The sequence below is a fragment of the Pseudomonas sp. LS.1a genome (genome assembly GCF_022533585.1).
GTDB lineage: Bacteria > Pseudomonadota > Gammaproteobacteria > Pseudomonadales > Pseudomonadaceae > Aquipseudomonas.
This window is the reverse complement of sequence record NZ_CP092827.1, coordinates 2,219,734-2,233,451: the sequence shown is the minus strand read 5'-3', so window position 1 is coordinate 2,233,451 and position 13,718 is coordinate 2,219,734. Positions and strand designations below refer to the sequence as shown.

At 65.0% G+C, this 13,718-nt stretch carries 10 protein-coding genes; 5 read left to right on the top strand and 5 right to left on the bottom strand.

Going from position 1 to position 13,718, the window contains the following annotated elements:
- Positions 1-86: 86 nt before the first annotated feature.
- Positions 87-1,469 carry an aspartate aminotransferase family protein gene (locus tag MKK04_RS10290; protein WP_207830529.1) on the bottom strand — a complete coding sequence of 461 codons (1,383 nt, stop codon included), beginning with the start codon at positions 1,467-1,469 and terminating at the stop codon, positions 87-89.
- A gap of 41 nt (positions 1,470-1,510) precedes the next feature.
- Positions 1,511-2,353, bottom strand: coding sequence for a helix-turn-helix transcriptional regulator (locus MKK04_RS10285; RefSeq protein ID WP_207830531.1), 843 nt, complete (start codon positions 2,351-2,353; stop codon positions 1,511-1,513).
- 282 nt (positions 2,354-2,635) lie between these two features.
- Here MKK04_RS10285 and MKK04_RS10280 point away from each other — a divergent pair, with 282 nt between their 5' ends.
- From MKK04_RS10280 to MKK04_RS10270, 3 genes are all read left to right on the top strand, one after another.
- Positions 2,636-4,039 carry an APC family permease gene (locus MKK04_RS10280; protein ID WP_207830533.1) on the top strand — a complete coding sequence of 468 codons (1,404 nt, stop codon included), beginning with the start codon at positions 2,636-2,638 and terminating at the stop codon, positions 4,037-4,039.
- A gap of 261 nt (positions 4,040-4,300) precedes the next feature.
- Complete coding sequence (locus MKK04_RS10275) at positions 4,301-5,881, top strand: aldehyde dehydrogenase (NADP(+)) (RefSeq protein WP_241106540.1); 1,581 nt, start codon at positions 4,301-4,303, stop codon at positions 5,879-5,881.
- A 224-nt stretch (positions 5,882-6,105) separates the two neighbouring features.
- A complete protein-coding gene (locus MKK04_RS10270) occupies positions 6,106-7,479 on the top strand; it encodes an 8-oxoguanine deaminase (RefSeq protein WP_207830539.1) in 1,374 nt (457 codons plus the stop codon).
- Positions 7,480-7,585: 106 nt separating this feature from the next.
- Here MKK04_RS10270 and MKK04_RS10265 read toward each other — a convergent pair whose 3' ends face one another.
- A complete protein-coding gene (locus MKK04_RS10265; protein WP_207830542.1) occupies positions 7,586-8,077 on the bottom strand; it encodes a GNAT family N-acetyltransferase in 492 nt (163 codons plus the stop codon).
- A 120-nt stretch (positions 8,078-8,197) separates the two neighbouring features.
- The gene (katG, locus tag MKK04_RS10260; protein ID WP_241106539.1) at positions 8,198-10,444 is read right to left on the bottom strand and encodes a catalase/peroxidase HPI; all 2,247 of its coding nucleotides are present in this window, start codon (positions 10,442-10,444) and stop codon (positions 8,198-8,200) included.
- A 447-nt stretch (positions 10,445-10,891) separates the two neighbouring features.
- Between katG and MKK04_RS10255 the strand changes: the two genes are divergently transcribed.
- Both MKK04_RS10255 and MKK04_RS10250 read left to right on the top strand, forming a co-directional pair.
- Complete coding sequence (locus tag MKK04_RS10255) at positions 10,892-11,797, top strand: LysR family transcriptional regulator (protein WP_207830548.1); 906 nt, start codon at positions 10,892-10,894, stop codon at positions 11,795-11,797.
- Between the two features lie 99 nt (positions 11,798-11,896).
- On the top strand, positions 11,897-12,493 hold the full coding sequence (locus MKK04_RS10250; protein WP_241106538.1) for an ATPase: 597 nt from the start codon (positions 11,897-11,899) through the stop codon (positions 12,491-12,493).
- 106 nt (positions 12,494-12,599) lie between these two features.
- Here MKK04_RS10250 and MKK04_RS10245 read toward each other — a convergent pair whose 3' ends face one another.
- Positions 12,600-13,478 carry a DMT family transporter gene (locus tag MKK04_RS10245; RefSeq protein WP_063914965.1) on the bottom strand — a complete coding sequence of 293 codons (879 nt, stop codon included), beginning with the start codon at positions 13,476-13,478 and terminating at the stop codon, positions 12,600-12,602.
- Positions 13,479-13,718: the final 240 nt, after the last annotated feature.

The following is a 13,718-nucleotide window of genomic DNA, read 5'->3' as shown; positions in this document are numbered from 1 at the left end:
AGGCGACACGGTGGATGGCACCGGCTTCGCCGGTGTTCGCGGGCGTGCCCGCTCCCACAGGGAAATGCGTTACCCTTGTCGGCGGTTCAGAGTTTGCCGACCAGGCGCGCCGTGCGGTCCACGGCAATGCGGGTCTTCTCCACCAGCTCATCCAGCTCGCTGTGGTTGGCGATCAGCGCCGGCGCCATGATCATCCGGCCCAGGGTGGAGCGAATGATCACCCCTTCCTCGAAACCGAAGGTGCGGCACTGCCAGGCCAGGTCGTTCTCGTTGGCGAAGCGCTTGCGCGTCGGCTTGTGCTCGGCAAACTGCAGCGCCGCCACCAGCCCGGCGCCCTGCACCTGGCCGATCAACGGGTGGTCGGCGAACACCTCGCGCAGGATGCGCTGCAGGTACGGCCCGGTGTCGTCCTTCACCTGGCGCACGATACCTTCGTCACGCAGCGCCTTCAGGTTGGCGATGGCCACCGCCGCCGCCACCGGGTGGCCGGAATAGGTCAGGCCGTGGGCGAACACCCCGCCCCGCTCCACCAGCGCCTCGGCAATGCGCTTGCTCAGCACCAGCCCGCCCATGGGCACGTAGCCGCTGGTCAGGCCCTTGGCGATCGACAGGGTGTCGGGCTCGAAGCCGAAGTATTCGTGGGCGAACCATTCGCCAGTGCGGCCAAAGCCGCCGATCACTTCATCGGCACACAGCAGCACGTCGTACTGGCGGCAGATGCGCTGGATCTCGGGCCAGTAGCTTTCCGGCGGGAAGATCATGCCACCCGCGCCCTGGAACGGCTCGGCGATAAAGCCGGCGACGTTCTCGGCACCCAGTTCGAGGATCTTTTCCTCCAGTTGCAGGGCGCAGCGGCGGCCGAACTCGGCCGGGGTCAACTCACCGCCCTCGGCGTACCAGTAAGGTTCGTCGATGTGCGCCACATCCGGGATCAGCCCGCCCATTTCGTGCATGAACTTCATGCCACCCAACGCCGTGGCCGCCAGGGTCGAGCCGTGGTAACCGTTCCAGCGGCCGATCATGACCTTCTTGCTCGGCTGGCCGACCACCTGCCAGTAGCGGCGCACGGTACGGATCAGCACCTCGTTGGCCTCGGAGCCGGAGTTGGTGTAGATCGCGTGGCTGTAGTGCCCCGGCAGCAGGCTGAACAGCAGCTCGGACAGTTCGATCACCGCCGGGTGGGTGGTGTGGAAGAACATGTTGTAGTAGGCCAGCTGGTCCATCTGCGCGGCAGCGGCAGCGGTCAGGTCGCGGCGGCCGTAGCCGAGCTGGGTGCACCACAGGCCGGACATGCCGTCCAGGTAGCGCTTGCCCTCGCTGTCCCACAGGTGCAGGCGTTCGCCACCGACGATCACCCGCGGCCCTTCGGCGTTCAGCGCCTTCTGGTCGAGGAAGGCATGGATGTGGTGCGCGGCATCGGAGGCCTGATAGTCGCGGGTCTGGCGTTGCGGGGCGAAAGGCGCATTCATTGTTGGTTTTCCTTTGCGGTGGGTTGCAGGGCTGCTGGCATTCAGCGCAGCTTGCCCATGTAGCTTTCCAGCGGGTCCTTGCCCAGCACGCCTTGGGCATTGGCCAGCGCGTCGATGAACAGGGAGAACAGCTCGGACTGGGTGCCGATGTCGAGCTTGGCGTAGACGTTCTTGCGGTGAGACTTGATGGTGTCCTCCGACACCCCCAGGCGCTCGGCCAGCGACTTGGTCGAGTGGCCACGCAGGATCAGCTGGGCGATACGGCATTCACGCTCGGTCAGCAACGAGCTGCCGAAGTTGTTCAGGGCCGCGTGGATGCGCTGCTCGAGGATGTTCTCGAAGCGCCCGGCGCGGCTGTCCAGCCCGGCAAAGTGCTTGCTGAGCACCGCCAGCACCCAGGGTGTGATACGCCCGAACAGCGCGCGGGTTTGACCATCGAGCTTGTCAGTGAACGCCAGCGATACCGCCAGGCTCTGCCCGGGTGCGACCTGCAGGATGTAGTTGAGCTCATCCTCCAGGTGCGAGTGCCGATAGAACGACTGGTAGTACTCGCTGACCTCGAAATGGTCGGGGGCCACCTCGAACAGGCCGTAGCAACCGGACTCGACCTGCTCCACACAGGCACCGTAGAACGGGTCGAGCAGGTAGAAGCCGGACAGGTAGCGGCTGACATTGCCCTCGGGCTGCCAGGGCGCCTTGTCGTCCTGCTCGAACAGCGCGCACGGCATGCCGTCGTGCGGGTACAGGTACACCGTGGTCGCCTGTATCGGCCGGATCACGCCAAGTGCAGCAAACAGGGTGGCGGCAAAGCCCGGCCGGCCGATCGCCTCGGTGACCTTGGCCAGGTGCTCGAACCACTGTTGCGAAAGCAATTGATTAGTCACTGTGGGCCTGCCGTATCAAGTAAAGGCTCCGCTGCCAGTGCGGTGCGTTGTTGGCCAGATACTCCCATGGCACTGCAAACACCGAAATCACCCTTTGGGGTGAGCAGGTACAGCCGCCTCCCGGCTCACCCCAAAGGGTGATTCCGGCTACTTGCGGGGTGTGGGAGCATCACCCCGCCCCAGCGCTGCGAGCCAACCGCTCGACCTCCTTGCACAACACCCACCGGTATCGAGCCCCGCTCGCATACCGCGGCGTCCTGCATCCCTTTCCAGGAGTTAGCAATGCATACAACAACAAGTACAGCCCATAGCCCTGCACATAGCCCTTCGAATAGCCCCGAGCATGCCCCGTCGCACCCCACCGCCAGCAACGGCCGTTTCCGCAAGTCCATGGGGATGACCGCCCTGGTGCTGTTCGGCCTGGCCTACATGGTCCCCCTTGCAGTATTCACCACCTACGGACTGGTCACCCAGATGACCAAAGGGCACCTGCCCACCGCCTACCTGCTGACCCTCGCCGCCATGCTGCTGACCGCCTACAGCTACGGACGCATGGTCCAGGCCCACCCCTACTCCGGCTCGGTCTACACCTATACACGCAAGGCCTTCGGCAGCCACATCGGCTTCATCGCCGGCTGGACCCTGCTGCTCGACTACATCTTCCTGCCGCTGCTCAGCTACCTGCTGATCGGCATCTACATGTCGGAATACTTCCCGGCCATCCACGCCTGGGTGTGGGTGGCGGGCTCCATTGCCCTGGTCACCTTCCTCAACCTGATCGGCATCGAGTCGATTACCCGGGTCAACTGGATCCTGGTGGTGGTGCAACTGGTGTTCATCATCGTGTTCGTCGCCCTGTCCATCCACAACCTCAGCGGCCAGGCGCAGCCGGTGTCGCTGCTGGCGCCCTTCCACCACGAAGGCTTCAGCGTGCCGTTGATCATGACCGGCGCCGCCGTACTGTGCCTGTCGTTCCTGGGCTTCGATGCGGTCTCGACCATGGCCGAGGAAACCAGCAACCCGACCTACCGCATTCCTGTGGCGATCCTTGCCGTGTCGCTGATCGGCGGCATGTTGTTCCTGGTGGTGTCGTACTGCGCACAGATGGTGTTCCCTGACTGGGGCAGCTTCGCCGACCCGGACTCGGCGTCGGTGGACGTGATGCGCCGGGTTGGCGGCGAGTTGCTGGTGACCGCCTTCACCGCCACCTATGTGGCCGGCTGCTTCGCCTCGGCCATGGTGTCCCAGGCCAGCGTGTCGCGGGTGCTGTTTGCCATGGGGCGCGACGGTGCGTTGCCCCGTGCGTTCGGCCAACTGGTGACGAAAAAGCGCGTCCCGGCCACGGCCATCCTGCTGGTCAGCCTGCTGTCGCTGATTGCCCTGGTGATCACCCTCGACACGGTGGCCAACATGATCAGCTTTGGCGCGCTGTTCGCCTTCTCGGCGGTGAACCTGGCCGTGGTCAAACACTACCTGATCGACCACAAGCTGCGTGGTGCTCGCAACTACCTGCTGTATGGCGCCATTCCCGGCCTGGGCTTCCTCAGCACGCTGTGGCTGTGGAGCAGCCTGACCAGCCTGTCGTTCACCATCGGTTTGTGCTGGATGGGCATGGGCCTTGTGGTGCTGCTGGGGCTGACCCGGGCGTTCCGGGTGAAGCTGCCGGAGTTGCAGATGGCCGAGTGACACACGCGCTGTAGCATTTGCGCGGTCCCTGTGGGAGCGGGTTTACCCGCGAACACCGGCGAAGCCGGTGCCATACACCGAGTCGCCTGCTTCGCGGGTGAACCCGCTCCCACAGGGGGCCGTGCATACGATGGAAACTTTTTGGAGAAGGCCGTTGCGATAACGATCCGTTATCACCTGATCCGCATTAATCATTATTCAGCACGCATTTCGCCCCCTACAGTCCCAGCCCAACGACTGTCATTGCCAACGGGAAACGAAATGTCCATCGAACATCGCCTGAACCACATCGCCGGCCAGCTCAGCGGCAACGGTGACGTGCTGCTGAACAGCGTCGACGCCCACACCGGCGAGCCATTGCCATACGCCTTCCATCAGGCGACCGGCGACGAAGTCGAAGCCGCCGTGCTGGCCGCCGAGGCCGCTTACCCGGCCTACCGCAGCACCAGCCCGGCACAGCGCGCCGCCTTCCTCGACGCCATCGCCAACGAACTCGACGCACTGGGCGATGACTTCGTCCAGCATGTGATGCGCGAAACCGCGCTGCCCGAAGCACGCATCCGCGGTGAGCGCGCCCGTACCAGCAACCAGCTGCGCCTGTTCGCCAATGTGGTGCGCCGTGGCGACTTCCTCGGCGCGCGCATCGACCGTGCCCTGCCCGAGCGCACCCCGCTGCCGCGCCCGGACCTGCGCCAGTATCGCATCGGCGTCGGCCCGGTGGCCGTATTCGGCGCCAGCAACTTCCCGCTGGCGTTCTCCACCGCCGGCGGTGACACCGCCTCGGCGCTGGCCGCCGGCTGTCCGGTGGTGTTCAAGGCCCACAGCGGGCACATGCTGACCGCCGCCCATGTGGCCGCGGCGATTGACCGCGCGGTGGCCGGCAGCGGCATGCCAGCAGGCGTGTTCAACATGATCTATGGCGCCGGCGTGGGCGAGGCACTGGTCAAGCACCCGGCCATCCAGGCGGTCGGCTTCACCGGTTCGCTGCGTGGTGGCCGCGCCCTGTGCGACATGGCTGCTGCACGCCCGCAGCCGATCCCGGTGTTCGCCGAAATGAGCAGCATCAACCCGGTAATCGTCCTGCCCCAGGCCCTGCAAGCCCGTGGCGAGCAAGTAGCCGGCGAGCTGGCCGCCTCGGTAGTGCTGGGTTGCGGGCAGTTCTGTACCAACCCGGGCCTGGTGGTGGGCATCAAGTCGCCACAGTTCGAACGCTTCGTGCACACGCTGGTGGCGCGCATGGCCGACCAGGGGCCGCAGACCATGCTCAACGCCGGCACCCTGCGCAGCTACCAGAACGGTGTGCAGCACCTGCTGGCGCACCCGGGCATCCAGCACCTGGCCGGGCAGCCCCAAACCGGCAACCAGGCCCAACCGCAACTGTTCAAGGCGGACGTGAGCCTGCTGCTGAACAGCGACCCGCTGCTGCAGGAAGAAGTATTCGGCCCAACCACCGTACTGGTGGAGGTGGCCGATGCCCCGCAACTGGTCGAAGCGCTGCGCCACCTGCAAGGCCAGTTGACCGCCACCCTGATTGCCGAGCCAGACGACCTGCGCGCCTTTGCCACGCTGGTGCCGCTGCTGGAGCGCAAGGCCGGGCGCCTGCTGCTGAACGGCTACCCGACCGGCGTCGAGGTAGCCGACGCGATGGTGCATGGTGGGCCATACCCGGCCACCTCCGATGCCCGTGGCACTTCGGTCGGCACCTTGGCCATCGACCGCTTCCTGCGCCCGGTGTGCTTCCAGAACTACCCGGATGCGCTGCTGCCGGATGCGTTGAAAAGTGCCAACCCGCTGGGGATTGCGCGGTTGGTGGATGGTGTCGCCAGCCGCGGGGCGGCGTGATCTGCTGTTGAGGTAACCTGCACCGGCCTCTTCGCGGGCACGCCCGCTCCCACAGGTACTACACAGAATTCATGAGCTGTGCAGTAGCTGTGGGAGCGGGTTTACCCGCGAAGAGGCCAGTACAGGATCACCAGCCCTGTATACAATCTGCAAATACCTTGCTTACAATGCCCTGCGCCTATGACATCGGTAATCGCCGATGCGTATTGCGACAGGCTTAAGCCATGTCATCTACAAATGCTCCAAAAACGTTACTGCTCAAAAACGCCGAACTGCTGGTCACCATGGACGGCGAACGCCGCGAGATCAAGAACGGCGGAATGTTCATCGAAGGCAACCTGATCCGTCAGGTCGGCCCCAGCGATACCCTGCCGCAGCACGCCGACGTGGTGCTGGACATGGCCGGCAAAGTGGTCATCCCTGGCCTGGTCAACACCCACCACCACATGTACCAGAGCCTCACCCGCGTGGTGCCGGCGGCCCAGGATGGCGAGCTGTTCAACTGGCTGACCAACCTGTACCCGATCTGGGCGCGCCTGACCCCCGAGATGATCGCGGTGTCGACCCAGACCGCCATGGCCGAACTGATCCTGTCCGGCTGCACCACCTCCAGCGACCACCTGTACATCTACCCCAACGGCTGCAAGCTCGACGACAGCATCCATGCCGCCGACGAGATCGGCATGCGCTTCCACGCCGCACGCGGCAGCATGAGCGTGGGCCGCAGCCAGGGTGGTCTGCCGCCTGATTCGGTGGTGGAGAAGGAAGCCGACATCCTCAAGGAATCCCAGCGCCTGATCGAGGACTACCACGATGCCAGCCACGGCTCGATGCGCCGCATCGTGGTGGCGCCCTGCTCGCCGTTCTCGGTCAGCCGCGACCTGATGCGCGAAGCAGCCATGCTGGCGCGCCAGTATGGGGTGTCGTTGCACACCCACCTGGCCGAGAACGTCAACGACATCGCCTACAGCCGCGAAAAATTCGGCATGACCCCTGCCGAATATGCCGAAGACCTCGGCTGGGTCGGCCACGACGTGTGGCACGCCCACTGCGTGCAGCTCGACCAGCATGGCATCGAGCTGTTCGCCCGCACCGGCACCGGTGTCGCCCACTGCCCCTGCTCGAACATGCGCCTGGCCTCGGGCATCGCCCCGGTGCGCAAGATGCGCGACCATGGAGTCCCGGTGGGCCTGGGGGTCGACGGTTCGGCATCCAACGACGGCGCCAGCATGATCGGTGAAGTGCGCCAGGCCCTGTTGCTGCAACGGGTGGGCTTCGGCCCCGACGCGATGACCGCACGCGAGGCGCTGGAAATTGCAACGCTCGGCGGCGCGAAGGTGCTCAACCGCAATGACATCGGCGCCCTGGCCCCAGGCATGGTGGCCGACTTCGTTGCCTTCGACCTCGGCCACGTGGCCTATGCCGGTGGTCACCACGACCCGCTGGCAGCATTGGTGTTCTGCACCCCGACCCAGGTACACACCAGCGTCATCAATGGCCGTGTGGTAGTGAAGGACGGCCAGCTGGCCACGGTCGACCTGCCACGGGTGCTGGAGCGTCACAACCAGCTGGCCCGCCAGTTGGTCAGCGGCGAATAAGCAGCCATTCGGGCCGCCTTGCGGCCCATCGCCGGCAAGCCGGCTCACACAGAATTCAATTCGCTACGCGACAGCGCAGCCCAAAGGGCCAGGCAATCTTGCGAAATCAGAGGACCATGACCATTTCATGCCAGGCCATACCGCCGTGGTCCGACGGCGACGGTCTCACGTACTGATACCCCAGCTTCTGGTACAACGCCACATGCTGTTCCTTGCACATCAGGTGAATGGTCAGCTTGCCCGCCGCCTTCATGCGGGCGATGAATTCATCCATCAACCGCTTGGCGTAGCCTTTGCCCTGGTGCGCCGGGTCCACCACCACCGACATGATCACCACGTTTGGCGCTGCCGGGTCATGCCCGACCAGCTCCTTGAATGCCTCGTCGGACATCACCACGTCGTGGGCACAGCCGCTGTTGATGAAACCGACGATCTCGCCCGCGCTCTCCAACACCAGGAAGCCTTGCGGATACTGCGCGATGCGGGTACGGATCTTCTCCAGCGTGGCCGCCTCATCGCCTTCATAGGCACCGATTTCGATGGCGTAGCAACGTTCGGCGTCGGCGGTTGTGGGGGTGCGGAACTGAGGGGCGCTCATGGCAGGTTTCCTTGGCAATGGCTAAAAACAGCCGCCATGGTAAATGAGCGCTGCCACCACAGGTACAGCATGCACTCAAAACCTGCGCTGTACCTGGGTAGAGCGCCCCCGAAAACACCGCTACTTCAAATCAAACCTGTCCAGCTCCATTACCTTCTGCCAGGCTGCCACAAAGTCCCGCACGAACTTGCCAGCGCCATCAGCGCTGCCATACACCTCGCTCAACGCCCGCAACTGGGCATGGGAACCGAACACCAGGTCAACCCGGCTACCGGTCCACTTCACCTGCCCGGTCTTGCGGTCGCGGCCTTCGAAGGTTTCGTTATCCGCCGAGGTCGGCTTCCATTCCACGCCCATGTCCAGCAGGTTGCGGAAGAAGTCGTTGCTCAGGGTACCGACCTTGTCGGTGAACACGCCCTGCTGGCTGCCGCCATGGTTGGCGCCGAGCACACGCAGGCCGCCGATCAGCACGGTCATTTCAGGCGCGGTGAGGGTCAACAACTGGGCCTTGTCCAGCAGCAGCTTCTCGGCCTTGACGCTGTAGCGGGCCTTGGTGAAGTTGCGGAAGCCATCGGCCAGCGGCTCCAGCACGGCGAACGACTCGACGTCGGTCTGCGCCTGAGAGGCATCGGTACGCCCCGGGCGGAACGCCACGCTGACGTCGTGCCCGGCGTCCTTGGCAGCCTTTTCCACTGCGGCGGCGCCGGCGAGAACGATCAGGTCGGCCAGGGAGATTTTCTTGCCACCGGCATTGAACTCGGCCTGGATCTTCTCCAGGGCCGCCAGCACCTTGCCCGTGCCCTGGTTCGCCGGCCAGTCCTTCTGCGGCGCCAGGCGCAGGCGACCACCGTTGGCCCCGCCACGCTTGTCCGAACCGCGGAAGGTCGACGCCGCCGCCCAGGCAGTGGCCACCAGCTCGCCAACGCTCAGGCCCGACGCCAGCACCTTGGCCTTGAGCGCGGCAATGTCCTGCTCGCCCACCAACGGGTGGTCGACTTTCGGGATCGGGTCTTGCCACAGCAACTCTTCGTTGGGCATTTCCGGGCCCAGGTAGCGCGCCAGCGGGCCCATGTCGCGGTGGATCAGCTTGTACCAGGCACGGGCGAACGCGTCGGCCAGCTGATCAGGGTTGTCCTTGAAGCGACGGGCGATCGGCTCGTAGATCGGGTCGAAGCGCAGCGCCAGGTCGGACGTGAGCATGGATGGCGCATGGCGCTTGGCCGGGTCGTGGGCATCCGGCACGGTGCCTGCCCCTTTGCCCTCTTTCGGCCGCCACTGGTGGGCACCGGCCGGGCTCTTGGTCAGTTCCCAGTCGAAGTTGAACAGGTTATTGAGGTACTCGTTGCTCCACCGGGTGGGGGTCGAAGTCCAGGTCACTTCCAGGCCACTGGTGATGGTATCGCCACCCTTGCCGCTGCCGAACTTGTTGGCCCAACCCAGCCCCTGCAGTTCCAGGCCTGCGGCTTCCGGTTCGGGACCGACGTTGTCGGCAGGGCCGGCACCGTGGGTCTTGCCGAAGGCGTGGCCGCCAGCGATCAGCGCCACGGTTTCTTCATCGTTCATCGCCATGCGGCCGAAGGTGTCACGGATATCCTTGCCCGAAGCCACCGGGTCGGGGATACCTTCCGGGCCTTCCGGGTTCACGTAGATCAGGCCCATCTGCACGGCAGCCAGCGGGTTCTCCAGGTTGCGCTCGCCCTGCAAGGTCCGGCTTTGCTCCTCCGGACGCTTGGCCGGCTCCGCCACCAGGTCGCCCTGGCCGGGCGGCTGGGCCTTGCCGTAGCGGGTGTCACCGCCCAGCCAGACCTTTTCCGAACCCCAGTACACATCTTCGTCCGGCTCCCACACATCGGCACGCCCGCCGGAAAAGCCGAAGGTCTTGAAGCCCATGGATTCGAGTGCGACGTTGCCGGTGAGCACGATCAGGTCGGCCCAGGAGATCTTGTTGCCGTACTTCTGCTTGATCGGCCACAGCAGGCGCCGGGCCTTGTCCAGGCTGACGTTGTCCGGCCAGCTGTTGAGTGGGGCGAAGCGCTGCTGGCCAGAGCCTGCACCACCCCGGCCATCGCCGATACGGTAGGTCCCGGCGCTGTGCCAGGCCATGCGGATGAACAGCGGGCCGTAGTGGCCGAAGTCGGCGGGCCACCAGTCCTGGGAGTCGGTCATCAAGGCGGTCAGGTCTTTCTTCAGGGCCTGGAAGTCGAGGCTCTTGAACGCCTTGGCATAGTCGAAACCCGGGTCCATCGGGTCGGACTTGGAGGAATGTTGGTGAAGAATTCTCAGGTTGAGCTGGTCAGGCCACCAGTCACGGTTGGTGGTGCCGCCACCTGCGGTTTGATGGAACGGGCATTTCGATTCGTTCGACATCTGCGGGTACCTTTGGGTCGGTTATCCAGATTTCCGGTCTGTGCCAGGTGTTCTTTCAGCCGAGCGCGTGGGCTCGTGCTACCCCTCATAAGGTCTACACGGGGCTTGCGAAGCTGTCACGACGGGGTTGGCGGGGTCTTGCACGCAAGTGCTGACATGCCGCCCGTTCGCGGAATTCGCGGGGCCCGAGGAAAGACTAGCCGAGCTTGGGCAGACTTCTAATAGAGTGGCTATTGAGGGGTGATAGCCTGGCTCTGTCAGCTTTCCTGTGGCGGCCTCTTCGCGGGTAAACCCGCTCCCACAGGTACTGTACAGCCCTCAAGACCTGTGGTGATCCTGTGGGAGCGGGTTTACCCGCGAGGAGGCCGGCACATCCATACAAGGCAATCAGGCTGCCCACATGCTTCAATACACCGCCACCCCCTCTACTCCGGAACCCGCCACCTCATGAACCGCAACGACCTGCGCCGCGTCGACATGAACCTGCTGGTACTGTTCGAAGCCCTGATGATCGAACGCAACCTGACCCGGGTCGGCGAAAAGCTGTTCATCACCCAGCCCACCGTCAGCGCCGCCCTCGCCCGCCTGCGCGAACTGTTCGACGACCCGCTGCTGATCCGCAACGGCCGGGCCATGGAGCCCACGCCACGGGCCATGCAGATCTTCGCCGAGCTGGGGCCGGCGATGGACGTGATTTCCACCGCCATCAGCCGCGCCCGTGAGTTCGACCCGGCCAACAGCTGCAACGTGTTCCGCCTGGGCCTGTCGGACGATGCCGAATTCGGCCTGTTCCCTGCCCTGTTACAGGCCCTGCGCGAAGAGGCCCCGAACATCAGCGTGGTGGTGCGCCGGGCCAACTTCCTGCTGATGCCGGGGCTGCTGGCCAGCGGCGAGATCTCGGTGGGCGTGAGCTACACCACAGACCTGCCGGCCACCGCCAAGCGCCGCAAGCTGCGCGACATCGGCGTGCGGGTGCTGCGCGCCGATGACCGCCCGGGCCCGCTGACCCTCGACGAATACTGCGCCCGCCCGCATGTGATGGTGTCGTTCTCCGGCGACATGAGCGGCAATATCGACCTTGACCTGGCGCGCATCGGCCGCTGCCGCAAGGTGGTGCTGGCGGTGCCGCAGTTCGGCAGCCTGCGCGCCCTGCTGCGCAACACCGAGATGATCGCCACGGTGCCGGACTACGCCGCCTGCGCCCTGGCCGACGACGGCAGCCTGCGCGCCGACCCGGCACCGTTCGAGATCACCGAAGCCGAACTGTCGATGGTCTGGAGCGGCGCCCAGGACAACGACCCGGCCGAGCGCTGGCTGCGCGAACGCATCCTGCAGTTCATGGCCACGCGGTGATGCATCGACCTCATCGATAGCCACCATGAATGCCATCAAGTTCCGCTGCTGCCAGCCCGGGCGGAAGATGGCGGCATTCACTGATTGATGAGGCCTCCCATGAAAACCGGCATGATCGCTGCCCTGCTCGCCTTGCTGGCCGCCCTTGGCGGTTGTGCCAGCCCGGCCGCTACCGACACGCTGCCCTATGGGCACTTCTATTCGGCCACGGCCATTTCCAGCGTCGCCCTGGCCCCCGGCCAACGGGTGGCGGTGCTGCTGGGGCGTGACACCACAGCGACCCTCGAATACCTCGATAGCCATCGCACCCAGGCCGCCGCCAAGGCCCAGGGCAAGCGCGTCCCGGTGGCGACCTTGAGCAGCGAGAGCCAGGCGTATGACTGGCTGGCGCGGTCACTGGCACAGCAGTTCGCCGACGTGACTTTCTATGACGACCTCGACACGCTGCTGGGCGACCACCCGGATGTGATCGTGCTGCTGGACACCGAAAGCCGTTTGGCCAGTGCCGATATCGAAAGCCGGGTGGTGGCGCGTTTTTTCGATGACCAGCTGACCTATATCGGCCGGGCTGAAGGGCGGGCTAGCAAGCGCCTGGGCGATGTGGCACGGGTGGTCGAGGATGAGCGTGCGGTACAGGCGGATGCACTGCGGGACTTTGACGATTCGTTGCAGGCTCTATTGAAGAGGCGCGTTTGAAGGCCCTTTCGCGGGTAAACCCGCTCCCCCAGGCACATCGCAACCCTCGGCCAGGGCGCTGGACCTGTGGGAGCGGGTTTACCCGCGAAGAGGCCATTACAGGTTGTCACTTGCCCCGCTGCATCCACGCCGCCCCCAGCCCGCTCAGGCAGATCACCGAGATGCCCACCAGGCTCAGGGTATCCGGCACCTGGCTGTAGACAACCAACCCAAGCAACCCGGCAAACACGATCTGGCAATAGCTGAACGGTGCCAGCAACGCCGGTGCCGCATGGCGGAAGGCCTGGGTCAGCAGCAGGTGCGCAGTCATGCCAAAGCCACCCAGCGCCAGCATCAGCAGCGCATGGTCCCAACGCGGCATCTCCCAGAAGAACGGCACCAGCGCACTCATCGCCAGGGTGTTGCACAACCCCGCATAGAAGTTGCTGGTGGTCGGACTGTCATGCGCAGCCAGGATCCGCGTCAGCAACTGATAGAAGCAGAAGCCCAGCGCCGAACCGAACGGATACAGGATGGCTGGGGTAAACATCGCCCCGCCCGGGTGCACCACCACCAGCACGCCGATGAAGCCCATCACCACCGCCACCCACTGCCCCACCGTCACCCGCTCCTTCAGCAGCGGCGCCGACAGCGCGGTGACCAGCACCGGGGCGAGGAAGTTGACCGCCGTGGCCTCGGCCAGCGGCAGGTACTGCAGACCGGTGGTGAACAGCAGGCTGGTACTCAGCAGGCTCAGGGCACGTAACGTCTGCAACAACGGCCGGCGGGTGCGCAGCACGTTGAGCCCGGCCTTGGGCAGGAAAATGCTGGCCATCAGCAACGTGTGCACCACATACCGCGCCCACACCACCATGATGATCGGGTACAGGCCGCCGAGGAACTTGGACAGGGCATCGTGACTGGCGAACAGGAACGTCGCCACCACCACCAGGGCGATGCCGCGCAGGGGTTGGTTGACTCCGGACAGCGGTGTGCTGGAACTCATGGCACTCTCGATGACGGCGCGGCTGGATGCGGCGCCCAGGGAAGGCCGCGCAGGCGTTGCCTGGCGGATGCATCAGATCGGATTCTAGAAGAGATACCGAAGCATAAGGAAGTTCAATTGCCGCTTGTCCAGGTCGGCTGCAGTTTCTGTTCGCTGATCGACCACTTTCCGCTCCACGCGCATGGCCCGTGCCGTGCTGATCGCCGACCATCAAGTGCGAACCCTGCACACCCTACAAGG